We start from the raw sequence: 23,984 nt of genomic DNA, 5'->3' as shown, positions 1-23,984 counted from the left end.
GTATGATACTTAATTACACAGAAAAGCCGATTGCTTAAATTCGCAATCGGCCTTTTATCTCTTTATTTTTTTCACTTATTCCCAGATAACCGCCTGTTTTTCATCCCCTCAAGCAATTTTTGCTGAAGGCGCAAATATTCATGCAGTTCTTCTTTAGAAAGTACCTCAAACAACTCTAAGAAAATCGATTCACCAATCCTTTGAGCCTCGTTTAAAGCTGTACAACCCTTTTCAGTAATCTTCAAATAAACAGAGCGCCGATCTTCTTCATCATATTCCCGCTCGGCAAGCTCAAAAAGAACGAGTTTTGAGGCAATATGCGTGACTGCTCCTTTTGTGTAACCAAGCATATCAGCAAGTTCGCTTTGCCTTAATGCCTTGCCATCTCTAAGTTCAGCCAGAACAAGTACTGCCGATACACCGATTGGATAAGAGTAACGGGACGTAAAATCCACAATGTGCTCATTGGAAACTTGTTCAATGGAATGAATTAAATCAAATAGATTATCTTGTTCCATCATAATCACTTCTTAACGAAGCATTGTTGCTCCACCATCGACCATAATGGTTTGTCCAGTAATATACTGAGAGTCTGCGCTTGCCAAAAAGACTGCTACACGGCCGATATCTTCCTCTACATCGCCAAAGCGGCCAAGCGGAATTTTATTCACAACAGCCTGGTAGTATTCCGGCTGCGCCTTTGCCCAGGCACGTACGCCTTCAGAATCGGCAATCGGACTAATCAGGTTAACATTAATGCCATAGCGTCCCCATTCATTAGCGGCAACACGAGTGATTCCCCGAATAGCTTCTTTCGCAGCTGCATAGGCAGCTTGTGTTTGGTCACCATTGATACCTGCTCCGGAAGCAAAGTTAATAATGTTACCTTTCGTTTCCTTCAAATAAGGAAGAGCTGCCTGCATCAAGTAGAATGTTGGATAGAATCCTGTTCCAAGTGACAGCTCTAAGTCCTCATGTGTAATCTCTTCAAATAATTTTTGTTTAGATGCATGTGCATTATTGACTAACACATCCAGTTTGCCATACTTATCAACAACTGTTTGAATAATATTTGGTAAGTTTTCACGATCCATTAAATTAGCTTTCACAAACATGGAGTTTGGAGAGATGTCCTGCAGAATTTTTTCCGCCGCTTTGCCTGTTTCTTCATTTACATCGACAATCGCGAGGATAGCACCTTCCTTGGCCATTGCTTTCGCCATACCAAGCCCAATACCCCCTGCACCACCTGTAATAATGACAACTTTTTCTTGAAGTTTCCCCATAACAATCTCCCCTTTATTTTCTTATTCAACTATATTTTAACAATAAACTATTTATTAATAAACTAATACGCTTACATTTTTAATAGCTTGCTTAGTTTTTCATTTATAAAAACTTCTTCATAAAATAAAATGTGCTATCGTAATAAAAGCAAGAATCCTTTATGAGCTTCTTGCTCCCCACCAAAGATTCCTGATAAAGCTTCAAAAATTGATTTGATTTTAACATAATACATATATACTGATTGAGCACTTTAATTATATAAGGATATCCATCCAAAGCTTAACCGCTGTAGCTGCAATCATGACAGCAAGGATCCACTGCAAAACTTTTGTGTTCATTGATTTGCTCATCCTTGCTCCAAGTGGTGCAGCAATGATACTTGCGATTATCATGATTAAGGCTGGTCCATAATCAACTTGTCCTGTCAGAATCTTACCAGCGCTTCCACCGACCGAAGAAATGAATGTAACCGCAAGGCTTGTCGCGATTGTCATTCTTGTTGGTATTTTCAGTACAACGAGCATGATTGGCACAAGCATAAATCCTCCTGCTGCACCTACAATTCCTGAAGCAATCCCGACAATAAAGGCAAGAATGGCGGCGAGCGGCTTGTTAAACGTAACTTCATTAAGCGGCTGACCATCGATTTGTTTTTTAGGAATAAACATCATAATTGCCGCGACAACGGCCAACAAAGCATATACAATATTGACAGCGCTCTCTGATAAAAAAAGAGAACCATAGCTTCCTATAAAACTTCCCGCTAGAATGGATCCCCCCATACAAAGAATAAGTGACTTGTTTAAGTAACCGCCCTTTCGATAAGCCCAGACACCCGAAATGGAGGCAAATAATACTTGGACTGCACTAATACCGGAAACTTCATGCGGACTAAATGCGACAAGACCGAATAAAGGTGGAATATATAAGAGCATTGGGTATTTGATGATTGAACCGCCAACTCCCAGCATCCCTGAGATAAAAGAACCTACGAAACCTATCATAAAAATAACTACTAAAAATAAAATATCCACATACGTTGCACTCCTTTCCAATATAAGAAGCGGACTTCCAAAGTTCCGGACGTCCGCCATATATTTATGCCTTCTGAATATAGAATTTTAATACTCCAGCAACTTCTGTTTGCTCCAAGATAGTGTGGCCGCCAGATTTAGACCATGCGGTAAAGTCGTTCAATGCACCCTTATCTGTGACAAGTACCTCTAGTACCTCTCCGGATTGAATTGCTCCCATTGCCTTCTTTGTTCTAACAATTGGCATTGGGCAAGCCAGCCCTTTTGCATCTAATGTTTTCGTGATATTCATGAATCATTCTCCTTTATGTTTGCATTTATTTATAGGTCGATTAGCGTACGGCACAACGGTTCGGGCCGATTTCCATCTCGATTTGCTCATCATTATCAGGCGTGATCTTCCCCAGATTGACCTGGCGGATTTGCTGATAGGCATTTGGCTGTGGAGGCAGGTTCTCGGTAACGGTCTTGCGGAACTCTTCCTCATCAGTCATGTTCAAGCCGTGATTCTCTGCGAACAAATCGCCTAAGCGTTTGGCAACCGAGCCGTTCTCGTTCAGCTCGGCAATAATCATGAAATGTGCCGGAAGCACAATCAAGTCATCAGCCAGCTCACGGTAGCGTTTGTATAATGTGACGCGAAGATCCGACACCCAATCCTCCGCCAGACCAGCTAAGTCCGGTCTTCCGATGGAGTCGATGAAGAGGATATCCCCTGTCAGCAAGTAGCTTGAATCAATCACGAAGGATGTCGAGCCGATCGTGTGGCCAGGAGAATATAAGGCTCCTACTTCAATCTTGGATTCACCAAGGATTACCGTAAGCCTATCCTCAGGTGCCGTGTACTCGAATACAACCCCTTCCGCATCCTTGGGCGGCAGATAGTACGTCGCGCCGATTTTCGCCGCGATATGACGTCCTCCGGAAATATGGTCTGCATGTAAATGTGTATCAAATACATGCTTAATCTCTACGCCCTTTTCTTTGGCGAAATCAACAAAAGTATCTGTGAAGCGGACCGCATCGATGATGGCTGCTTCTCCGCCCAAGATAACCATATAAGAGAGGCATCCTTTACCAAGACGGACAAACTGATACAATTCTCCGCCATTCTTCAGGTCGCCAACCTTAACCGGCTCAAGATACATGCTCCATGATTTCATGCCACCTTCAAGATACGCAGCATCATGGCCAGCGTCAGACAACATATCCGCTACCATAATGGATGAGCCTTCTTTCGCACAGACAACGAGAAGCTCTTGATCTTCTGGTATTTGCGGAAGAATTTCTTCTACTCCGTCAAGCAATTCAAAGTAAGGAATATTCAGATAGTCAAATCGATGTCCGTCAATTTTCCAATCCTCGAATGCGTCCTTATTCCGAACGTCCAGAATAAATAATTTCTTGTCTTCGATTACGTAGCGGGCAACATCTGCCGCTGTCCACTTAGATACTGTCATGTTTTCATTACCCCCATAGGTATATTTTTGTTTTTTTGAAAGGAGGGCATAGATTTACCCTCCGAATAGATGATGGTTATTCTGTTTCTTTTACGACCGGGCCGTTCCAATCCTTCATGCCAGGTAGGACGTTATATACCTTTTTAAACCCATTAGCCGCAAGCTTTTGAGCAGCAAAATCACTGCGTTTGCCGGTGCGGCAGATTACGTAGATTTCTTGTTCCGGGTCAAGCTCGTCAAGACGTGCCTCCAGGTCGCCCATTGGTATGGATTTCGCCTTCTCGATATGGCCGAATGCATATTCTGCCTCTTCACGCACATCCAGGATAAGACCGTCTTTATTCAGGATTTCCTCATTAGATATGGTTGGCTCGAAGGATTTCTCCGCCACATCTCCATCCAAGCACTTACGGATGTAATGATAGAGAACACCGTCTTCCTCGTTTGTGCCGATGTATTGATGGCCGGTTGATTCCGCCCATGCAGCAAGATCTGCCTTTGACCCTTTGTCAGTCGCTTGGACCTCGAGGACTTGACCTTCCTCAATGTCCTTGATTGCTTTCTTCGTTTTGACGATTGGCATTGGGCAAGCCAATCCTTTCGTATCTAATTGAACATCTGCTTTTATTGCCATTCTGATCCTCCTATACACCGTAGGGTATATTTTTGGTTAAATTTTTTTAGATGGTTTCGCCTTCCCATGACAGCATGCCGCCTGCCATGTTGATCGCTTTATAGCCATGCTCCTGCAGATAGGCTGTCGCCTTCCCGCTGCGCGCTCCCGAGCGGCAAACCATGATATACTCGGTATTCTTATCCATTTCACCAATCCGTTCCTCTAATTCGCCTAGCGGGATGTGAGTGATACCTTTGATGTGCCCTTCTTCCACTTCTGTTGGCTCTCTGACATCGATGATATTCAGTATTTCTCCGGCTTCTAGTTTTTGCTGCACTTCTTATGCTTTCATATCAATCATCCTCTCCAGCTATTCATGCCGCCGCGTACATTCGTGACATTGGCATAGCCTAATTTCTTTATTTGCTTGCAGGCTGTCTGGCTTCTCATACCGCTTTGGCAAATGATGATGATTTCCTTATCACGCGGAAGCTTGGTAAAATCGCTGCCAAGCGGGATATTCTTAAAACCGCGAATGCTGCGGCCTTTATATTCGCCTTGTGTACGTACATCGAGGAAGAATACATTCCTATCATTCAACCTATTCTTTAGCTCTGCGGTCGTAATCATATTGACTCCTTTTGTCCCCCTCATTCTAAGGATATAAAAGGCAACAAGTACGGCCGCCACAATGATCCATTCCATAAGCTCCTCCTTAGATAAACAGGTTTACTGCGCCATTTTCGGCACCGGCCAAGTAGGCGGCAACTCCGGCGTATTGAACGTCATCAAGCAATTCTTCCTTCTGTAGTCCCAAAAGGTCCATCGTCATCGTACAAGAAACGAGATTGATGTCTTGCTCCTGTGCCATTTCAATGAGTTGAGTCAATGTAAGTGCGTTATGCTTCTTCATGACATGCTTAATCATTTTTGGTCCCATACCCATCATATTCATATTAGAAAGCGCCAATTTTTCAGCACCCCTTGGCATCATGCGCCCAAACATTTTCTCGAGAATACCTTTCTTTACATTCATTTCCTCCTGCTTGCGCAATGTGTTGATTCCCCAAAATGTGTGGAAGATTGTCACCTGATGGTCGTAGGCTGCCGCTCCGTTTGCAATAATATAGGCGGCCATCGCCTTATCATAATCCCCGCTGAATAAAATGATATTAGTTGATTTCTGTTCCATTGCTCCTCCTTAGAATACATATACCCCTATAGGTATTTATTGTTGTAAAAAAATATAATCTTTTCCTGTTATCTGCTTTTAACGAGCAAGTTTACCGCCTGTCCAATTAATTCATTCATCTGTTCCTCATCTCCATCAATCGCACGTACACATTCAATTAAGTTTTCACTGACGACGATACCAATTGTCCGCTCTATTCCGGAACGTACCGCTGAAAGCTGGGTGATCACATCCTTACAATCCTGTCCTTCATCCATCATACGTTGTATGCCACGAAGCTGACCTTCCATTCTTCTTAATCTCACTTTCGTTTTATCATCATAATTCATTCATCATTTCCCCTCTCAGTTGTATTATATCGATATGCTCATCGTATACCCCTATGGGTAATTGGTCAATCAGAATGCTCAATAAATTCTTCACATCCTTTCATGCCCTAAAAAAATACTGACATTCTATATTAAAAGTACCTGTTTAGATTCATATTTTATATTCATTAGTTGCCATGTATTTGTTTATGTTATGGGCTTTTTAAACACTAGCAAACGTATATTTTTTTGAAAATTGGCCATACTATGCTTAACTTTGTTTGATTTTCAAAGGAGAAATTTATGTATAGAGGTATTATATTATTGGATGAGATGTCCCCGTTCATAAAGGAGCCACTCTTTGAGAAGAATTGTCCGATAAGATCTGTTAACGATTTTATAGATAAAAAGAATATAGAAATAGCGATTTTGAACCCTCATCAGCTTACCAGCTATTACACACGCCCGTTTGCCTTATATTTTGATTTAAGAAAAACAAAAAAACATCCTAAAATCACTTACGATTATTTAGTAATAAATCTTCATGAAGCATTTCAAAAATTTACGGATACCTATCCAGAATATTGGATTGAAATCCAGCGTTCGTTTCACCATATCCACTTCATTAAGTAACTTAGTAACCCTTAAGTCTAATCCATTGCATCCTTCTGAATCTTAAGACTTATATAATTACAATCTCCTTTTTTCACCCTATAAATTGGGAAGATATGATTAGGGTACACATCAGGCCATATCCTAGAAATTTTACATAAAAAAGGCGTACAGAATATCACTATTCTATACGCCTTTTTGCTAGATATCTGTTATGGGGCTGTCCGTAAGCACCCTAAATTAAACAGCAATCGGTGCTTTAATCGTTGGATGTGGGTCATATCCTTCAATTTTTATTTGATCTAGATTCATATGAAAAATACTTGTAAATGAAGAGTCAATCACTAGCTCAGGAAGCGATTTTGGTTCTCTTTCCAATTGAGTCTTCACTTGTTCTACATGGTTTAAATAGATATGGGCGTCCCCAAGGGTATGGACAAATTCACCAACCTCCAGATCACACTCAGCTGCAATTAAATGAGTCAGCAATGCATAGCTGGCAATATTAAATGGTACACCAAGGAAGATGTCTGCGCTTCTTTGATACAACTGGCAAGATAGCTTGCCATCTGCCACATGAAATTGGAATAGGCTGTGACATGGCGGCAGAGCCATAGTTGGTACATCCTCCGGATTCCATGCAGATACAATCAATCTTCTGGATGATGGGTTCCTTTTAATTTGTTCTACCACATCTTTAAGTTGGTCAATCGTTTCACCTGTTGATGTCTTCCATTCTCTCCATTGTTTCCCGTATACATTGCCAAGCTCTCCATACTTCGCTGCAAAGGCATCATCATTTAAGATTTTCTCTTTAAATAAATCCATTTGTTCCAAATATAATTGATTAAACTTTTCATCCTGCAAGGAACGGATGCCGAAATCAGTCATATCAGGACCTTTATACTCTGAGCTTTCAACCCATTTTTTAAATGCCCATTCATTCCAAATATTATTATTATGCTGAAGCAAAAACTTGATATTCGTATCTCCATTTATAAACCACAGCAATTCACTGGCAATCAAGCGAAATGGTACTCTTTTGGTTGTTAATAATGGAAAACCATCCTTCAGATTAAATCTCATTTGGTGGCCGAATACAGAGATTGTACCTGTCCCTGTACGGTCTTCTTTCTTTGTCCCGTTAGTTAGGACATGCTGGCAAAGATTTAAATAGGCTTGTTCATTTTTCACCATATGTTGATCCTCCTATTTTATTGTTCTTTTACTGTGTAGCCATTCTTTTCAATGTTTTTTATGATTTCGTACGTGAGCGGGGCCTTTTCCAAACATTCTGCTTTAGTTTCTTTATTGAAATAATACATCGCAAAAACCTCAGCAAAGTACTCCTCTGGATAATCAATAAAGTAGGCTTGATTCGGGAATAGTTGTTGCACTTCTTTTAACCAAGCATCTTGAAAGTAGCCCGTTTCACTAATATTATTCAATATAATTTGATCGACTGAATGTCCAAGCTCATGTAGTTCTAGATTAGTTGAACCATGGCCCGCTCCTTTTTCACTGTGCCCGATTTTTACTAAGACTGTTTTACTGCCACCCATTCCGGGTACTTCATCCCAATTTTTCGAGGAATACCCTCTTGGCTGAACTCCTTTTAAATGGGCAGCCTCCCGTTGATCCGTCAATGATCCCGTAAATAACTTAATCTTAATTCTATTCTTTTTTAATACTTGAAGTAAGCCTTCAGGTAACCCACTTATTCTTTCTATAATAACCTCAGCCTCATCCCATTGATCTTGATCATCAGGCAAAACAATTATAGTTGATACCGATGATTTATTCTCAATGCCAGATAAATTCTTTAAATAAACTGACTGTGCATAATTTTGCCCTAATGGAAATAATATAAGAGTGGCTACCATAATGAATATAAAAATGAATACAAGTAAATTTCTCGCCTTCATCACAATTCACTCCGAAGATTAATTTTTATATCATAAAAACCCTATTACCAGTCATTTAAGAATATATAGGGTTATGTATAAAACTTCGTGAAGAAATCCAGATAGGCGTATATGTATGGTTTAACTATTTATCAACAATGGCATATATCCATTTCGACAAATCATTAAAAATTATACCATATGATGAGAGTTTCGAAGTGAACGAGTGGTCATAAAAATTATGGAAGTTCATCTGACCGTTTGCAGCTAAACAGCACCATCACAGCATTCCAGCAATCCCCTTTTACAATAAAGTATCCAGGGAGAGGTGGTTAAGATACGGTTCCATCCTGATAAATATAATCTTGATGACGAATTAATGGAAGATTTGTATTCTGCTATGACAGATTGGAGATTAGTCATATTCGATAGTCTAATTGCTCTTGGATTTTGCTTAGTCTTTATTTTCATTCATCTCTCCTAAAAGAATTCCTGATCAGGATATGATCAGGAATTCTTTTAACATATGCTATGCCGACTGATGCTTTCTTTTCTTATAAAAGTGCAACAGAATGGTTGCGCCAAAAATCACAATGATAATGAAAAAGAACATAGTATGATCGATATGCAGACCAAAATTGGAACCAACCATTTTAACAGCGATAAAGGCAATCAAGATATAAGCAGCACTTTCAAGCTCTGGTATTCTATCAATTAACTTTAAGAATACACCTGCCACACCTCTCATCATTAAAACACCCAATATGCCTCCAACAAATAAAACCCAGACTTGATTACTTACACCAAAGGCAGCCAGTATACTGTCTACAGAGAATGCGATATCCATCAACTCTACGGATGCAACTGTCCCCCAAAAGGTACCGAACAATCGTTTGAGCAAGCCAGATTTTTTTACGTCTGGAACATCAGGAGTTGTTTCAAAATGTTTATACTTTTTGTAAAAATACTGAATGGATAGCCATGCAAGATAACCTCCACCAAGCAGTTTCACCCACAAAATCTCAATTAAATAGACCCCGACTCCTATAGCTAGGAAACGGAATAAATAAGCTCCAATTAACCCATAAAACAAAGCTTTCTTTCGTTGTTTTTCCGGAAGATCTTTTACCATTACAGCAAGGACAAGAGCATTATCGGATGATAGCAAGCCCTCCATCAGAACCAGTGTACCAATTAACCCCCAGCTGACTGGGTCAGATAATACCTCTATCCACATCTGCCAATCAAAAAACATAGCGTATGTTTCTATTAACTGTGAAAAGAATTCATTCATGATTGTCTTCATCTCCTGATTATTTTCTTTAACACAAAAAAAGAAAATACGTTGATTACAACGTATTAACCTTAAAATAGTAACCTATCAATTAATGATCTGCTTAGCTAATCCACTTAGGAGGAGTGTTTTGACTCCAATAAATCCTCGCCATCGAGTGATGGGCGTCAAAGTTATCTTTGTATGTATGGTAATGAAATTCAAACCAATGGCCTTCTCCAGGCGGGTTCTCTCTCCTGACATGAAATCTGATGAGGTCTTCATTAGTTTCTCGATCATAAACATGAAATATTTTTTCGCTTAAACCCCCGCTTGGCTTTTCAGATATCGCCATATTCAACAGCTTCTCTTCCGGTACATCAGATGAGAATTCCTGCAATGCAGATTCAATGTTCGGTAATACGCTCGTATAAAATTCATCTTTTATATGGGGACCAATTCTACTCCCAAACTTTTCAAAGGATTGTTCCTCAGCGCGAACCATGGCATACGACAAAAAGTCACTTTGACTAAATACCGCCTCAGGTGATTCGCTGCTTACATAATTAGTTTGACCAATAACAGGATTGTTTTTGGCTTCTTTAACCGTACTTCCTTCATACCAATCCTGATACTGAGAGGGAGATATAATTCCAAAGCTTAAAACAGAAAGCCCAACTACCAAGGATTTCTTAAGAATACTTGACCAATTTTTCAAATTAAAATCACCTGCCTATTCAGCAAAACGGACTATTTTTCACCCCGTTTTATTAATATTGGAAGAGCGAATTTTGATTTTTTTTACTATTCTAATTCTATCACACCAAAATGAAATTTTGCAGTTTTTCTTTTTTCAACGCTAAATCCAAACCGGGAAAATCGATCACTCCTGAAATGATCCTTAAGAATAATCCTCTTTTTGGCGACTCTCTTGGCTTCCACGATTGCTTCTTCTGTTAAATCCTTATAGGAAGCAAATGAACTCAAAGACTGAATTCCAGTACTTTCAATGACTCTTTCTGTAAACATTGGATCAAAATAAACGACATCATACGAGCGATCCTCAGCTTGTTTAAGAAATGTTAAATAGTCTAGGTTCACAGCTTCAATCCTCTGGGCAGCTTCGCTAAATTTCTCATTCTTAAATGGATAATTTTGCAGTCCCTCCTTAATAACAAAGTAAACAAACGGATTTAACTCTAAAGCAGTTATTTTCCCGCTGCTCCCTATCATATAAGAGGCAATCAAGGCATCAGCTCCCATACCAAGTGTACAATCCAGGATGGACATCCCTTGATTTAATCCGGCTGCCCTGACAAAAGGATCCACTTCGCCTTTCTCAATTCTTTTCAACCGGACTGCGGCCATATTCGGATGAAAAAATAAAGGATCTATTCCATGCAGGTCATATAATTCTGTTTTCATCTTCCCCACTACTAGGCATGGCTGGTTATAGTAAGATTGCAGCTGTTTAATCGTTCTTTTATTGCGTTCAATATATGGGATTCCTAACTGTTCAGCTGTTCTTAATGCTTTTTGATTCAGCACATTATTCGTTTTTTCAATCGTTGTGACAAACACATGAATAACTCCTTTAAAATCTGCTAGATTTCTTGTTGAGCAGGCTACTTTAAATCTAAACCGATAGATACTTATTTACCCTCAAGCTCTTATTAAAAAAAGGGAATACTCATGTGAGCATTCCCTAATGTTTATTTACAATACTCTGAAAAAGCATTTAATAAATTCTCTTTAACGTCTTCTAAGGTATGTCCTTCAATCTCATGTCTTGGAATAAAGTGAACAACTTCATTTCCTTTTAACAATGCCATCGAAGGTGAAGATGGAACTTCCCCAAGATATTCTCTCATTCTGGCTGTTGCTTCTTTATCCTGACCGGCAAAGACTGTTACAAAATGATTCGGTTTAATCTCAGCATTTACTGCTTCTGCTGCAGCAGGTCTTGCCAAGCCGCCCGCACATCCGCATACAGAGTTAACTACAACCAATGTAGTACCTTCTGCCTTTTCCATAAATTCATCCACTTGTTCCGGAGTCGTTAGTTCTTCAAAGCCTGCTTCAGTCAACTCCGCTCTCATTGGTTTAACCATTTGTCTCATATATTCTTCATATGCCATAGACATTTATAATTCCCCCATTCAAAGTCTTACATATGTAGGATACATTAGATAGCTTACATGTGCAATCCATGTATTCCCTAATATTGTATATAATATTACTCTTAAAGAAGTAAACCTCCCAATTCAATGGAAGGCCCTGTACTCAACTAAAGCAGCTGCCAGGTGATTCCGACAGCTGCCTTCCTGATATGCTCTATTATTATTGAACCTTGTTATTTTTTCTGGCTTCAGTCATTTGTTTCCATACAGAGCCAAGGGCTTCATCACCATTTTTAATACGCTCACTGGCCATTTTCGCCTGCAGAGCCACCTCAAATTCTTCATCATTTTCCGCTTTACGAAGCGCTGGCAAAGCATTTTCCCCGCCAACCTCATACAAGTACATGGCCGCTCTCCAGCGTACTAGCTTACTTTTATCAGCTAAAGCTTCAATCATAGCCTGCTCTGCATCCGGGAAGCCTAAATCGGATAAGCAGTCCCCCGCTGTTCGTCTGACCGTGACACTCTTATCCTTTAGCCCCTTATATAAGTATGGCAAAACGATCGGGTCTTCAATCATTCCTAAATAGACCACAGCAAGCCTTCTGATAGATGCTTTTTCATCCTCCAACGCTTTATTGAGCAGTGGCAGATCTGTAATTTCCGGATCCTCCATTTGATCCAATGCTTGAAATCTCGCCCTCCAGTCTTCCTGATCCAGATCGGCTTCCGTAAGCTTTCTTCTTTTCACCTTAACGGGCTCGGCCTTCTTGATGGTGGTATCCTGTGCGTCTGCAACAAGCTGCGCTAAGCGTTCTTCTGGATATAAGGCGATGATCTCATCCATCACCTCTTTCCCAATCTGCTCTAGTTCCCCGTAACGATTTCCAAAATCACTCCATTTTCGGATTAACACAGCATTATCATCCTCAAGCTGAGATTTTTGGAATGCATCCATAAATATTTTCGGCATAGCCCATCGTTTTTCTTCTAGGTCACTATTTGCTTTAATCTGAATAGGTATTCCTTTAAAAACTTGAATTTGGACCTTCACCTCTCCAAATCCTTTGCCAGAATCAATTGGATTAGTTCCAGTGTCTTCAACTGACTCACCAAAAATGGTTCGAACCTGTGCCAATATACCAGGCCAATCATATTTAGCATTCCTTTCAACCGCCAGGAAGTCTGCTACATGGTATACACCTTTTACACCTTCAATATGTAAAATATCTTTTATAAATGATGGTGCTGTATCAATCGTATCTTTTTTATAATTTGTACTTTTTCCAGCCGGCAATTCTTCATTTAAGATAACCTTCATCGTATTCGGGCTCGGCGTCGGCTCAATTGAGACAATCCTCATCATAAAATCCCCCTGATCTATTTATCTAGGGGGATTGTAGCATATCTATCAAAATATTTACATACTTACGATTTATCCTTCTTGTATTTCTGAAAGATAGGACCAACGTTCAATCAAATGCTCCAGTTCTTCATTTAATTGAATTTCTTCCTCAGACAATTTATTCGCCATTTCAAAATCGCTGCCGGCCTCATTTAATTCAGAGGCAACTTCCTCCAAACGTTTTTCAACCGCTTCTATTTTTGCATCGATTCCTTCCCACTCTCTCATCTCATGATAGGAAAGACGTTTTTTTGTTTTGGTCTCTTCTGCACGTTTTATTTTAGGAGTTGCCTCTTTCTCAACGGCAGTTGCAAGCCGATCCTGCTCCTGTTTCCATTCCAAGTAGTCGCTTGCCTGACCATAATATTGCTGAATCTGCCCATTTCCTGTAAATACCCATAATTTATCACATGTTTTATCCAAGAAGTATCGATCATGCGATACGGTTATGACAACACCTGGAAAATGTTGAAGATACTCTTCCAAAACAGTTAATGTCTGAATGTCCAAATCATTTGTCGGTTCGTCCAATAATAGTACATTTGGAGACTCCATCAATATCTTCAATAAATAAAGCCTTCTTCTCTCTCCGCCTGAAAGCTTCCCGATCATTGTTCCGTGCGTATGTGGCTCAAAAAGGAAACGTTCCAGCATTTGCGCCGCCGAAATTCGCTCACCATCTGCAAGCGTGACCGCTTCGCTCGTTTCCCGAATATATTCAATCATTCGCTTATTGAGAGGTAAATCTTCATTTTCCTGAGTATAATAGCCGATCAATACCGTAGAGCCTCGGTCGATTGAGCCTCCGCTTAAAGACTCGGAACCGGCAAGCATTCTTAATATGGTTGTTTTTCCACTGCCATTGGGTCCAAGGATACCAATACGATCCCCTTTTTGCAAAATGACAGAAAACTGATCGATTAGCTGTTTATCTTCATAGGATTTTGATAGATTAACCAGCTCCAATACCTTTTTCCCAAGTCTGGTTGAGGCAACATCCAAACTTAAGTCATCGCTAGCATTTCCAGCATTCGCTTCCTCCTGCAAGGATTCAAAGCGCTGAATTCTCGCTTTTTGTTTCGTCGTTCTCGCTTTTGCCCCTTTCCGCATCCAGGCCAATTCCTGTTGGAACAGCCTTGAAACCTTATGAGCTGATTTCGCTTCCATCTCGTCTCTGATCGCTTTGATTTCTAAAAATTTCTCATAGTTGCCGTCATAAGAATGCAATTGCCCCTTATCAAGCTCCCAAATCTTTTTAGTCACGGCATCTAAGAAATATCGATCATGAGTCACAAATAAAACCGAGCCTTGATATCCTTGGATATACTCCTGCAGCCACTCGATACTATCATAATCCAAATGGTTTGTCGGCTCGTCTAAAATAAGCAAATCTGCTTTTTCCATTAATGCTTTAGCTAAAGCGCAACGCTTTTTTTGCCCTCCGGATAAGGATCCCATTCTAACATTAAGGTCTTTGATCCCTAGCTTATTTAACATTATTTGTGCATTTGAATGAATCTCCCAGCCACCATTTGCATCCATTTCAGCCTGCAAATGAAACATTTTATCAAGAAGGGCTGAATCATTTGGGGACTCCTTCATATGCTCCAATAGCTCTTCATACTTTCGGACAGTCTGAAATACAGGTGAGTCATTTCTATAAATAAAGGCAGATACCATTTCATCTTCGTTTACTTCAACATTCTGTCCTAGATAAGAAATCCGGTAATCCTTTGGCTTATCAATCAATCCCCCGTCCATTTCTTCAATGCCGGCAATGATTTTTAACAATGAAGATTTCCCTGTTCCGTTTAAGCCGATTAAACCAATTTTTTCGTTTTCACTTATGCTAAAGTTAATATCCTTAAAGAGAGTCTTCTCTCCGTATTCCTTTTTAATGTCGATTCCTTTTAATACTTTCATTCCATCATATCCTTTTTAAACTGATCTAAAAACAACAAGATAAATTGATGACGTTCTTCTGCCAACCTTTTACCTGTACGTGTATTCATCATGGCTTTTAATAGTAGTAATTTATCATAAAAATGCGTGAATGTACTAGGGGCAGATTCATCCTGCGGTCTATAAATAGGCTGCCCCTTATGGCCGCCATATGCGAAAGCACGGGCTACACCAATCGCCCCCAATGCATCCAGACGGTCTGCATCCTGCACAATGGCTGCTTCTAAGGATAAGCCCTCTCTTAAACCCTCACTAAATGAGATACTGGACACATCCCTTTTAATCTTCACCCTTATTTCTTCATTTTTCACATTAGATTCGAGCCATTCGCTAAGTATGGCTTCTCCCTCTTTTTTTGTCCCATTTAATTTGGTGTCGGAGAGATCATGCAGAAGGGCAATCAATTCAATTAGCTCAGGATCGCCTGTTTGCTCGGTTTGATAGATTAATAAGGATAGCTTTCTGACACGATCCATATGGTGCCAGTCATGCCCTGTTGTATCGTTAATGAAACGTTTTTTCACGAATTCTTCCGCTGCTTTAATTGCTTCGTGCATAGTAAACTCCTTTACTTTTCTATCCATCCGATACCTACTGTCTCAACGCCTGCATGAAGGCAAAGGGCAGTCCCGAGTGGATGTATCGTAACTGATATTTCCTCACTGATTCTTTCAACCATCCGCGTCCAATCGTTTGTTTGACTGATTTGTTTTCCATATAGCATAAAAACTTCATCAATCTGGGAGGATCCCAGAGATTGTTTTAAGTAAGATTGAATTTTTTCTGTTGCCTTTTTCCATGTACGAACCTTGGTTTTAATCTGCAAACTTCCTTCCTGGAAGGTCACGATTGGCTTTATATTCAAAAGGCTTCCCAGATAATAGCTTGAAGTGTTAAGTCTGCCGCTATTATGAAGCTGCTGGAGAGATCCGATCCAAACAAACACTCTTAGCTTTGATTTAAGCGCATGTATAGCTTCCACAACTTCTGTGGGTTCAGTTGTTAATTCCCATATTTTAATAGCTTTCTTTATTAAAAACGTCAATGGATAAGATAAATAATGAGTATCCACATTAAAAACAGGGATATCCACCAGCTCGGCAGCTTGAATACTTGTAGAATATGTACCGCTTAATTTATCAGAAATATGAAAGGAGAAAATGGAGTCATAGGTATCAGCCAGCTCTTCGTAAAGCTTTTTAAAATTACCAATCGATGGCTGCGATGAGGTAAGAGTGGATCCCTTTTCAATGTGTTCAACTAATTCATCGGTTGTTAGATCTACACCATCCAAATAAGACTTGCCATTAATCATAATGTGGACCGGTAAAACGTAAACATCTTTATTGGCTTTAAGTTCATCATCCAATACAGCAGAACTGTCTGTTACCCACGCTACTTTTTTCATAATGCAACCAACCCCCATAACTCATGGAATACATGACCGATAAATGGCGTTACTCCTATTATAACCAAAAGCATTTTTAAAAAGATACAAATATAAAACCCCTCCGAGTAAAGGAGAGGTCTGTCCTATAATAAATCAACAATACTTTTCTCTACTTCAGAAAGTTTTGTAGAGGGTGCAAAACGTTTTACAATCTTTCCATTTCGATCAATGAGAAACTTTGTAAAGTTCCATTTAATTGCCTTGGAACCCATCACACCAGGTGCCTGTTCTGTTAAATACTTAAATAATGGATGAGCTTGGTCTCCTCTTACATCCACTTTTGCGAACATGGGAAAGGTAATTCCATAATTAGTTCGGCAGAATGAATGGATTTCCATTTCATCGCCCGGTTCCTGGTTCATAAATTGATTGCACGGAAACCCAAGAATAACCAATCCCTGTTCCTTATATTTTTGGTAAAAGAATTCTAACTCTTTATACTGAGGAGTAAACCCACATTTACTGGCAGTATTCACAATAAGCAGGACCTTCCCCATATATCTTTCAAAGGAAACTTCATCTCCACTGATTAAGTTTGCCTTAAAATCATAAATGTTCATCATCTTCACTCCCGCTAAAAATACATGACTGATCAAGTTTTACTTTCTTACTGAAAAAATCTAACCTTCTGCTTTCAGTATATGATGGATTTGGCTGACATAGGTATGCAATTGATCAATTTCATCCTCATAAATTGGCTTATCCTGCTTAATTTCAATCGTTACGAAAGGATCTTCATGTTTAAATCCAATCGGAGAATGTTTAAAAACCCGGTAATGGTACCCTTTATCCCAAATCTGCTTCAAAATATGAATATTGCGCAGAGGATGCTCAGGATCAATATATCTAAATTTAATTTTAAGATCACATCCCGGCTCGCGTTTCGTTATGGATGATAGCTTTTCTGACGAGAAGGCTTGTAAACTTGCGCTTAAAGTAAGTGTACATTCAACCGCTTTTTCCATTGAAGCATCTAGCCTTGAACTAATCTCAAAAATCCTTGACATATAGGCCAAGTCGACATAATCATGCCTATCTATAATAGCTAACTCGCCTTCTAAGTCCAGATCGTAAAAGGCACCTTCAACTACTACTTTCAGGTTTTCAAAAACTGATGGATCAAACATGAGATCACCCCCGTTTTACAAATCTATCTACCCCGATTAAAACAATCCAGCCGCATTTCCATTCTCGTCGACATCCATCATTAGAGCAGCTGGTTTTTTAGGTAATCCAGGCATAGTCATAATATCTCCGGTAAGTACTACAATAAAACCTGCTCCTACAGAAGGCTTTAGCTTTTTGATATATAGTGTAAATCCTTCAGGCCTTCCCAACAGACTTGGATTGTCCGATAATGAATACTGGGTTTTAGCCATACAAACCGGGAGCTGCCCCCATCCTTCTGATTCATATTTATGTATTTGTTGCTGAGCTTCAGGAGAATATTCTATCTTTTTTGCCCCATATACAGTTTTTGCGACTTTTTCAATCTTCTCTTGAATGGAATCCGTTGATTCATATAGACGTTTAAATGTATTGGTGTTCTCCTTCATAATATCATCAAGTTTTGCTGCAAGGTCCAATCCACCCTGCCCACCTTTTTCCCACACCTCTGTTAAAGAGAAAGGTAATCCATGTTGTTGACATAAAGTATTGAATCGTTCCACTTCTGCAGCAGTATCTGCAGAAAATTTATTTAAAGCGACGATAAAAGGCAATCCAAAAGCTTGAATCGTTTCACAATGCTTCACTAAATTCTGGAACCCCAATTCAATCGCATTTACATTTTCCTCTTTTAATTTATCCGATTGTACGCCACCATGCATCTTTAAGGCTCTCAGGGTTGCCACGATAACGACAGCATCCGGAGTAAGATCCGCAGCGTTTGTCTTAATATTTAAGAATTTTTCTCCCCCAAGATCCGCACCAAATCCTGCTTCTGTTACACAATAGTCAGCTAGCTTAAGGGCTGTTTTTGTAGCAAGCACACTGTTACATCCATGTGCAATATTGGCAAACGGACCGCCATGGATAAGTGTAGGCGTATGTTCAATAGTCTGAACCAAATTAGGCTTTAAAGCATCCTTCAACAATAAAGTTAAAGCCCCCTCTACACCCAAGTCAGAAACAGAAACAGGGGTACCCTGATAGGTGTATCCAAACACAATCTTCCCTAATTTATCTTTTAAGTCATCTAAATCTGTCGCGAGACAAAGGATTGCCATGATTTCAGATGCTACGGTTATATCAAAGCCATCTTCACGGGGTATTCCATGCTTGTCCCCGCCAAGCCCGATTACAATATTCCGAAGGGCACGGTCATTCATATCAAGAACCCTTTTCCAAATAATTTTCCGCGGGTCTATCTGCAGTTCATTTCCCTGCTGAATATGGTTATCAATCAGAGCAGCCAATGCATTATTTGCTGTCGTGATCGCATGTAAATCACCAGTAAAGTGCAGGTTAATTTCGTCCATTGGGAGTACCTGTGAATAACCGCCGCCGGTTGCACCACCCTTTACCCCCATAACTGGTCCAAGAGAAGGTTCTCTCATCGCAATCATTGCTTTTTTTCCAAGAAGAGAAAATGCATCTCCAAGACCAACGGTTACCGTTGATTTCCCTTCCCCGGCTTTAGTAGGATTGATGGAAGTAACAAGTATTAATCTCCCATCCTTTTTAGTGCTGCGGGATTTTAATACATCAAGAGAGATTTTTGCCTTGTATTTCCCATAAGCTTCCCAATCTTCTTCATTTAATCCAATCGTTTCAGCAATTTCTTTTATGGGTTTCATTTTTGCATTTAAAGCAATCTCGATGTCACTTTTTACAATTGTGTCCAAATTCATGCTGAGCCCCCTAAAAATCAATAGTCATAATTAGTTTAACAAAAAATATATATCAAACACACATTATTATTTACAACCTCTCAAAAATATGAATACAATGGTAATATTATTTAATATTTTGAAAATTAAAACAAAACAGGGAGGTCCGTATCTTGCCGATTACGATTCCAAATAAACTACCCGTCAAACAAATTTTAGAAGAAGAAAATATTTTCGTAATGGATGATAACAGAGCACTCAGTCAGGATATCCGACCTTTAAATATTCTCATTTTAAATTTAATGCCTGAAAAAGAGAAAACTGAAGCACAGCTGCTTCGTTTACTTAGCAATACTCCTCTTCAGGTCAAAATAACCTTTTTACGAATGGAAACGCACGAAAGTAAAAACACGCCCCATTCACATTTGGAACAATTCTACTCAACCTTCCCAGAAATATCAACCAAGCGCTTCGACGGCTTAATTATTACTGGTGCGCCGGTTGAAAAGCTGGACTTCGAGGAAGTTCATTATTGGAATGAGTTAATCAATATAATGGATTGGTCAAGGGAGCATGTAACCTCATCCCTTCATATTTGCTGGGGAGCTCAAGCAGCCCTATACCATCATTTCGGAATATCAAAGCAATTATTAAATAAAAAATGTACAGGCATTTATAAGCATAAAGTATTGAAACCATTCGAAAGTCTTGTGAGAGGATTTGATGATGTTTTTTACGCTCCGCATTCCAGATATACGGATATTGAAGCAGAGGAGATCCGAAATCATGAGGAGTTAATTGTCTTAGCAGAATCAGAGGAAGCTGGTTTGTTTCTGGTCGCTTCAAAGGATAAACGTTTAATTATGGTAACCGGCCATCCAGAATATGATTTGGCAACCTTGTCCCAGGAATATAAACGTGACTTATCAAAGGGCTCAGGTGCCCCTATTCCTCAAAATTATTTTCCTGAGGACGACCCGCTCCAGCTTCCATTTCATACATGGAAAAGCCACGCAAGTCTTCTATTTTCTAATTGGCTGAATTATTATGTCTATCAGACTACACCTTATCAATGGAAATAATGATTAGTACGCTTGCGTTAGAAGTTTTTATATAAAATATAATATAAAAGACAGCCTACAAGCTGTCTTTTTCTTCCAGTATCTAAAATTCTCTTATACTTCATTGATAATCTTAACGATTTCAATATCCCTAAATGCCATTAAGTCTATAATTCCTCTATCAGTCTTTACTAAAGACTTAAGTGGGTTATATCGATTCATGAGAAGAATCCAACCATATTCACCATTACTCAGCATAACTTTTTTGCCCACCAGCGCCTGGAGTAATCTTTCCATGAATACCAATAAAATATGGGCATCAAATTTTCCATATACATCATTTTGCATTTGTTTGATGATTAAATAAAATGGTGTTGCTTCATGATAAACTCTTTCTGAGGACATCGCATGATAAATATCTGCTATGGTGACAATCTTAGCAAAGTAATGAATTTGATTTCCCTTTAATCCATGGGGATACCCCATTCCATCTTCCCTTTCATGGTGCTGCAAGGCAATAATGGCAGCCGAATCAGGGAGATGATCGAGACTGCGTAAAAGTTCGTGTCCATAGACGGTATGTTGTTTCATTATATTGAATTCGTGAGAGGTAAGTTTACCTGATTTATTTAAGATATTTTCAGGAATCATGGCTTTGCCGATATCATGCAAAACAGCAGAAATCATAAGGTCTTCCAGCTGATCTAAAGGTAATCTCAACCAATTCCCAATAATGCCGGATAATATTCCCACGCAAATGGAATGCCAGTATGTATACTCCTCTTTACGTTTAGTTTGATGAAGTAATTCAAAAATTCGCGGACTCGATGATGCACTCTTGATCACAGGGATAATCTCCTGTTTCACCCGACTGACGGAAATTTCTCCACTTCTATTTATATCCTTAAATATATACCGTATATCCGTGCATGCTTGATCCATGCATAAAGAAACCTCTTCCGTCGTCATCATTCGGAATTCCCCATTATCTTTGATAGAAGGTGTTTTTCGCGCCACCTTTTCTCTTATTTCTTTTTGTAATTGATTCATATAAATACTTTCCAACAAATAATTAGAAAAACCAGTATGATGTGTATCCATCAGACACCCCGACATATGTTTTATTCCACTTCACAATTATACCATATTAACCCAATTTCCCAGTAAGCTCTTAAAAATTTTTAATATTTTTTAAAATCCATTTTGACACTGTATATTTGAATGTTGTATATTGAAATTATCATGACTTATCTAAAGTTTATGATAAATAGCAATTGGCTTATGAGCCACAGTTTTAGGAGGAATCAATCTATGCAAAACGGTAAAGTAAAATGGTTTAACAACGAAAAAGGTTTTGGTTTTATCGAAGTTGAAGGCGGAGATGATGTATTCGTACACTTCACAGCTATTCAAGGTGAAGGATACAAATCTTTAGAAGAAGGCCAAGAAGTTACTTTCGAAATCGTAGATGGTGAAAGAGGACCTCAAGCTACTAACGTACAAAAAGCCTAATAATGGACCAAAATTAACAGCCGCCTATTGGATAGGCGGCTTTTCTGTTTTCTTATTCAAATTTCCGCCTATATGTTTCAATGATTCACCAACTGTGCACTGATTGATACAAAAACGGTGTGCATGAGTGCGGCCAATATCGCGGACAAGCTGTTTGTGTAAAAAGCAGCCCTCACAATACGTACTTAACAAAAAATCAACCTGTTTAAGCGCTTCTTTTTTCGCCTTTTTCTTATTCATTGATCATGTCACCCCATTTTTGGTAATTCGAGTTGACTGTCTACCTCAATTCCCTCGAGTGCCTGTGATGCCAGCCGATGTGCTTCTTCATTTTCTTTTCTTGGAACTGCCATTGTCTCAAAGTGCAAGCCAAGATTCTTAAGCTGTTCTTCGATTCGATCCAGCCACTTATTTAAATTTTCTTCATAACAAGGCCATTCTCCTGTTAATTGTTTCAATACAACCTGAGAATCTCCTTTTATCATAATTTTTTGATGTTTAACCCCCAGTTCATCAAGCCTTTTGACAGCTGCTAATAGTGCACAATATTCTGCTTCATTATTGTCCTCTATATAATCAAAGACTTCATTGCTCCGTACGCGAAACTTTTTATTATTTTGTGTGTAATAAATTGCGATGCCAGCTCCCGCAAAGGTTTCACCCGGTCTATGACTTCCATCAAAATATATCGTTACATTTTGTGGAGATTCTTTTATTTCCTCTGTCAGCTTCTGAAACTGTTTCTTTGTCCATTCCTGTCCCAGTTCATCAATAAAAATGAAATCTCGCCATCTTCCCGTGCTTTCGAGATCATTGACAAGCTTTAAGGCAAATTGACTTTCCATTTCTTCTGATGTGAATGTTACAGGAGGTATTTTCGATTTATTATAGATGCCCTTTACTGTTACGTTCATTTCTTTCTCCCTTCCCAATCCTTTAAACAATTAATTCATTATATATAAATTATCCTGATACCACTAAAACTATGACAGTAGACATTTAATAAAAATTCATGTACTTTTTAACTTGAAAGGATGTTTTCATATGATAGAAGTATATGTAGATGGCGCAGCTAAAGGAAATCCAGGTCCAAGCGGTGCCGGTATTTTTATAAAAGCAGATGGTGAAGTCCACCGATATTCCATACCCCTTGGCATTCATAATAATCATGAAGCTGAATACTTAGCCTTGATCCATGCTTTAAAAATATGCCTGGATAAAAAGTATGACGTGATCTCTGTTCGTACCGATTCAAAGCATGTGGCGGACGCGATGGAAAAAGAGTTTGTAAAGAAAGAACCCTTTAGACAATTACTCAATCAGGCACTGGAGCTTTCGTCTCAATTCTCCTTATTTTTCATCAAATGGATTCCAGAATCGCAAAACAAATCAGCTGATCTGTTATCCCGACAGGCTGTGCAAATGAACGAGCAGAAATAATTATTCGGTTTTAAACAGTATGGAATAAAAATAGAAAAGAGGAAAAATCATTGTCAAAAGGGCTTATCCATCATATTGAAATTAATGTATCAGATTTAGATAAATCTATTGACTTTTGGGGCTGGCTTTTAGCTGAACTAGGATATGAACTATACCAGGATTGGGACAGCGGTCAAAGCTTTAGAATCGGGGATACCTATATAGTCCTCGTTCAGACAGAGGAAAAATATATGGATATCCCATATCACAGATGTCGAACGGGCTTAAACCATTTGGCGTTCCATGCCAAATCCAGGCAACAGGTAGACGATGTTACTAAAAAATTAAAAGAAAAGAAAGTACAAATTCTTTATCAGGATCAACATCCATTTGCAGGTGGGGAAGATCACTACGCTGTATTTTTTGAGGATCCGGACCGAATTAAGGTTGAATTAGTGGCACCATGACCTCCTCATAGTGGGGTCTTTTGTTTTGCTATGTTAATAATCAACCATCTTCGTTACTTTTCCCGATTTAT

Annotated in this window: 32 protein-coding genes; 6 read left to right on the top strand and 26 right to left on the bottom strand. The window is 39.2% G+C overall.

Features of this window, described 5'->3' with window-relative positions; genetic code table 11:
• Positions 1-71: 71 nt before the first annotated feature.
• The 10 genes from AC4D4B_RS00965 to AC4D4B_RS00920 all read right to left on the bottom strand — a co-directional run bounded on the left by AC4D4B_RS00965 (position 72) and on the right by AC4D4B_RS00920 (position 5,918).
• On the bottom strand, positions 72-518 hold the full coding sequence (locus AC4D4B_RS00965) for a MarR family winged helix-turn-helix transcriptional regulator (protein ID WP_490998913.1): 447 nt from the start codon (positions 516-518) through the stop codon (positions 72-74).
• 12 nt (positions 519-530) lie between these two features.
• Entirely contained in the window at positions 531-1,286 is a 756-nt protein-coding gene (locus AC4D4B_RS00960) for an SDR family NAD(P)-dependent oxidoreductase (protein WP_490998912.1), read from the bottom strand.
• A gap of 255 nt (positions 1,287-1,541) precedes the next feature.
• A complete protein-coding gene (locus tag AC4D4B_RS00955) occupies positions 1,542-2,291 on the bottom strand; it encodes a sulfite exporter TauE/SafE family protein (protein ID WP_490994740.1) in 750 nt (249 codons plus the stop codon).
• A gap of 94 nt (positions 2,292-2,385) precedes the next feature.
• Positions 2,386-2,613: a sulfurtransferase TusA family protein gene (locus AC4D4B_RS00950; protein ID WP_490994158.1), complete on the bottom strand. Its 228-nt coding sequence runs from the start codon at positions 2,611-2,613 to the stop codon at positions 2,386-2,388.
• 40 nt (positions 2,614-2,653) lie between these two features.
• Complete coding sequence (locus AC4D4B_RS00945; RefSeq protein ID WP_490998911.1) at positions 2,654-3,781, bottom strand: MBL fold metallo-hydrolase; 1,128 nt, start codon at positions 3,779-3,781, stop codon at positions 2,654-2,656.
• Positions 3,782-3,857: 76 nt separating this feature from the next.
• Positions 3,858-4,415 carry a sulfurtransferase TusA family protein gene (locus tag AC4D4B_RS00940; RefSeq protein WP_490994156.1) on the bottom strand — a complete coding sequence of 186 codons (558 nt, stop codon included), beginning with the start codon at positions 4,413-4,415 and terminating at the stop codon, positions 3,858-3,860.
• A 46-nt stretch (positions 4,416-4,461) separates the two neighbouring features.
• Entirely contained in the window at positions 4,462-4,734 is a 273-nt protein-coding gene (locus AC4D4B_RS00935; protein ID WP_490998910.1) for a rhodanese-like domain-containing protein, read from the bottom strand.
• 20 nt (positions 4,735-4,754) lie between these two features.
• Complete coding sequence (locus AC4D4B_RS00930) at positions 4,755-5,102, bottom strand: rhodanese-like domain-containing protein (protein WP_490998909.1); 348 nt, start codon at positions 5,100-5,102, stop codon at positions 4,755-4,757.
• A 10-nt stretch (positions 5,103-5,112) separates the two neighbouring features.
• Positions 5,113-5,589, bottom strand: a complete 477-nt coding sequence (locus AC4D4B_RS00925; protein WP_490994154.1) for a DsrE/DsrF/DrsH-like family protein — start codon at positions 5,587-5,589, stop codon at positions 5,113-5,115.
• Positions 5,590-5,657: 68 nt separating this feature from the next.
• Positions 5,658-5,918, bottom strand: a complete 261-nt coding sequence (locus tag AC4D4B_RS00920; RefSeq protein ID WP_066107222.1) for a metal-sensitive transcriptional regulator — start codon at positions 5,916-5,918, stop codon at positions 5,658-5,660.
• 282 nt (positions 5,919-6,200) lie between these two features.
• Between AC4D4B_RS00920 and AC4D4B_RS00915 the strand changes: the two genes are divergently transcribed.
• Entirely contained in the window at positions 6,201-6,530 is a 330-nt protein-coding gene (locus AC4D4B_RS00915) for a hypothetical protein (protein WP_490994153.1), read from the top strand.
• A gap of 219 nt (positions 6,531-6,749) precedes the next feature.
• Here AC4D4B_RS00915 and AC4D4B_RS00910 read toward each other — a convergent pair whose 3' ends face one another.
• Entirely contained in the window at positions 6,750-7,706 is a 957-nt protein-coding gene (locus AC4D4B_RS00910) for a thymidylate synthase (protein WP_490994152.1), read from the bottom strand.
• A 17-nt stretch (positions 7,707-7,723) separates the two neighbouring features.
• On the bottom strand, positions 7,724-8,434 hold the full coding sequence (locus AC4D4B_RS00905; RefSeq protein ID WP_490994151.1) for an anthrax toxin lethal factor-related metalloendopeptidase: 711 nt from the start codon (positions 8,432-8,434) through the stop codon (positions 7,724-7,726).
• A 307-nt stretch (positions 8,435-8,741) separates the two neighbouring features.
• On the opposite strand from AC4D4B_RS00905, the gene AC4D4B_RS00900 reads away from it, so the two are divergent.
• Positions 8,742-8,897, top strand: a complete 156-nt coding sequence (locus AC4D4B_RS00900) for a hypothetical protein (RefSeq protein ID WP_490994150.1) — start codon at positions 8,742-8,744, stop codon at positions 8,895-8,897.
• Between the two features lie 45 nt (positions 8,898-8,942).
• Here the strand turns inward: AC4D4B_RS00900 and AC4D4B_RS00895 are convergent, their stop codons facing one another.
• From AC4D4B_RS00895 to AC4D4B_RS00845, 11 genes are all read right to left on the bottom strand, one after another.
• Positions 8,943-9,707, bottom strand: coding sequence for a TerC family protein (locus AC4D4B_RS00895; protein WP_490994149.1), 765 nt, complete (start codon positions 9,705-9,707; stop codon positions 8,943-8,945).
• 103 nt (positions 9,708-9,810) lie between these two features.
• A complete protein-coding gene (locus AC4D4B_RS00890; protein ID WP_490998908.1) occupies positions 9,811-10,404 on the bottom strand; it encodes a YpjP family protein in 594 nt (197 codons plus the stop codon).
• A gap of 86 nt (positions 10,405-10,490) precedes the next feature.
• Positions 10,491-11,267, bottom strand: coding sequence for a class I SAM-dependent methyltransferase (locus AC4D4B_RS00885; protein ID WP_490998907.1), 777 nt, complete (start codon positions 11,265-11,267; stop codon positions 10,491-10,493).
• 131 nt (positions 11,268-11,398) lie between these two features.
• A complete protein-coding gene (locus tag AC4D4B_RS00880; protein WP_490994146.1) occupies positions 11,399-11,830 on the bottom strand; it encodes a BrxA/BrxB family bacilliredoxin in 432 nt (143 codons plus the stop codon).
• A 196-nt stretch (positions 11,831-12,026) separates the two neighbouring features.
• Positions 12,027-13,169, bottom strand: a complete 1,143-nt coding sequence (locus AC4D4B_RS00875) for a conserved virulence factor C family protein (protein ID WP_490994739.1) — start codon at positions 13,167-13,169, stop codon at positions 12,027-12,029.
• A gap of 72 nt (positions 13,170-13,241) precedes the next feature.
• Positions 13,242-15,134: an ABC-F family ATP-binding cassette domain-containing protein gene (locus tag AC4D4B_RS00870; protein WP_490998906.1), complete on the bottom strand. Its 1,893-nt coding sequence runs from the start codon at positions 15,132-15,134 to the stop codon at positions 13,242-13,244.
• A complete protein-coding gene (locus tag AC4D4B_RS00865) occupies positions 15,131-15,730 on the bottom strand; it encodes an HD domain-containing protein (RefSeq protein WP_490994144.1) in 600 nt (199 codons plus the stop codon). Before AC4D4B_RS00865 ends, AC4D4B_RS00870 begins: the two co-directional genes overlap by 4 nt.
• 11 nt (positions 15,731-15,741) lie before the next feature.
• Positions 15,742-16,581, bottom strand: a complete 840-nt coding sequence (locus AC4D4B_RS00860) for a DegV family protein (RefSeq protein WP_490994143.1) — start codon at positions 16,579-16,581, stop codon at positions 15,742-15,744.
• Between the two features lie 125 nt (positions 16,582-16,706).
• The gene (locus AC4D4B_RS00855; protein ID WP_490998905.1) at positions 16,707-17,183 is read right to left on the bottom strand and encodes a glutathione peroxidase; all 477 of its coding nucleotides are present in this window, start codon (positions 17,181-17,183) and stop codon (positions 16,707-16,709) included.
• Positions 17,184-17,243: 60 nt separating this feature from the next.
• Positions 17,244-17,750 carry a hypothetical protein gene (locus tag AC4D4B_RS00850; protein WP_490994141.1) on the bottom strand — a complete coding sequence of 169 codons (507 nt, stop codon included), beginning with the start codon at positions 17,748-17,750 and terminating at the stop codon, positions 17,244-17,246.
• Between the two features lie 36 nt (positions 17,751-17,786).
• Positions 17,787-19,475: a formate--tetrahydrofolate ligase gene (locus AC4D4B_RS00845; RefSeq protein WP_490998904.1), complete on the bottom strand. Its 1,689-nt coding sequence runs from the start codon at positions 19,473-19,475 to the stop codon at positions 17,787-17,789.
• Between the two features lie 152 nt (positions 19,476-19,627).
• Here AC4D4B_RS00845 and metA point away from each other — a divergent pair, with 152 nt between their 5' ends.
• On the top strand, positions 19,628-20,536 hold the full coding sequence (metA, locus tag AC4D4B_RS00840) for a homoserine O-acetyltransferase MetA (RefSeq protein WP_490994139.1): 909 nt from the start codon (positions 19,628-19,630) through the stop codon (positions 20,534-20,536).
• Positions 20,537-20,629: 93 nt separating this feature from the next.
• Here the strand turns inward: metA and AC4D4B_RS00835 are convergent, their stop codons facing one another.
• A complete protein-coding gene (locus AC4D4B_RS00835; protein WP_490998903.1) occupies positions 20,630-21,616 on the bottom strand; it encodes an HD-GYP domain-containing protein in 987 nt (328 codons plus the stop codon).
• Between the two features lie 210 nt (positions 21,617-21,826).
• Here AC4D4B_RS00835 and cspD point away from each other — a divergent pair, with 210 nt between their 5' ends.
• The gene (gene cspD, locus AC4D4B_RS00830; protein ID WP_066107270.1) at positions 21,827-22,027 is read left to right on the top strand and encodes a cold-shock protein CspD; all 201 of its coding nucleotides are present in this window, start codon (positions 21,827-21,829) and stop codon (positions 22,025-22,027) included.
• A 24-nt stretch (positions 22,028-22,051) separates the two neighbouring features.
• Here cspD and AC4D4B_RS00825 read toward each other — a convergent pair whose 3' ends face one another.
• Together AC4D4B_RS00825 and AC4D4B_RS00820 are read right to left on the bottom strand one after the other, a co-directional pair.
• Positions 22,052-22,267, bottom strand: a complete 216-nt coding sequence (locus tag AC4D4B_RS00825) for a zinc-finger domain-containing protein (protein WP_490994137.1) — start codon at positions 22,265-22,267, stop codon at positions 22,052-22,054.
• Positions 22,268-22,275: 8 nt separating this feature from the next.
• Complete coding sequence (locus AC4D4B_RS00820) at positions 22,276-22,941, bottom strand: reverse transcriptase-like protein (protein ID WP_490998902.1); 666 nt, start codon at positions 22,939-22,941, stop codon at positions 22,276-22,278.
• Between the two features lie 130 nt (positions 22,942-23,071).
• Between AC4D4B_RS00820 and AC4D4B_RS00815 the strand changes: the two genes are divergently transcribed.
• Both AC4D4B_RS00815 and AC4D4B_RS00810 read left to right on the top strand, forming a co-directional pair.
• Positions 23,072-23,467, top strand: a complete 396-nt coding sequence (locus tag AC4D4B_RS00815) for a reverse transcriptase-like protein (RefSeq protein ID WP_490998901.1) — start codon at positions 23,072-23,074, stop codon at positions 23,465-23,467.
• A 50-nt stretch (positions 23,468-23,517) separates the two neighbouring features.
• The gene (locus AC4D4B_RS00810) at positions 23,518-23,913 is read left to right on the top strand and encodes a VOC family protein (RefSeq protein ID WP_490998900.1); all 396 of its coding nucleotides are present in this window, start codon (positions 23,518-23,520) and stop codon (positions 23,911-23,913) included.
• The last annotated feature ends 71 nt before the right edge of the window (positions 23,914-23,984 follow it).

The organism is Pradoshia sp. Z6_59 (genome assembly GCF_058267515.1).
Note: the sequence above shows the minus strand (reverse complement) of the source record. Positions and strands in the feature narration are given on the sequence as shown.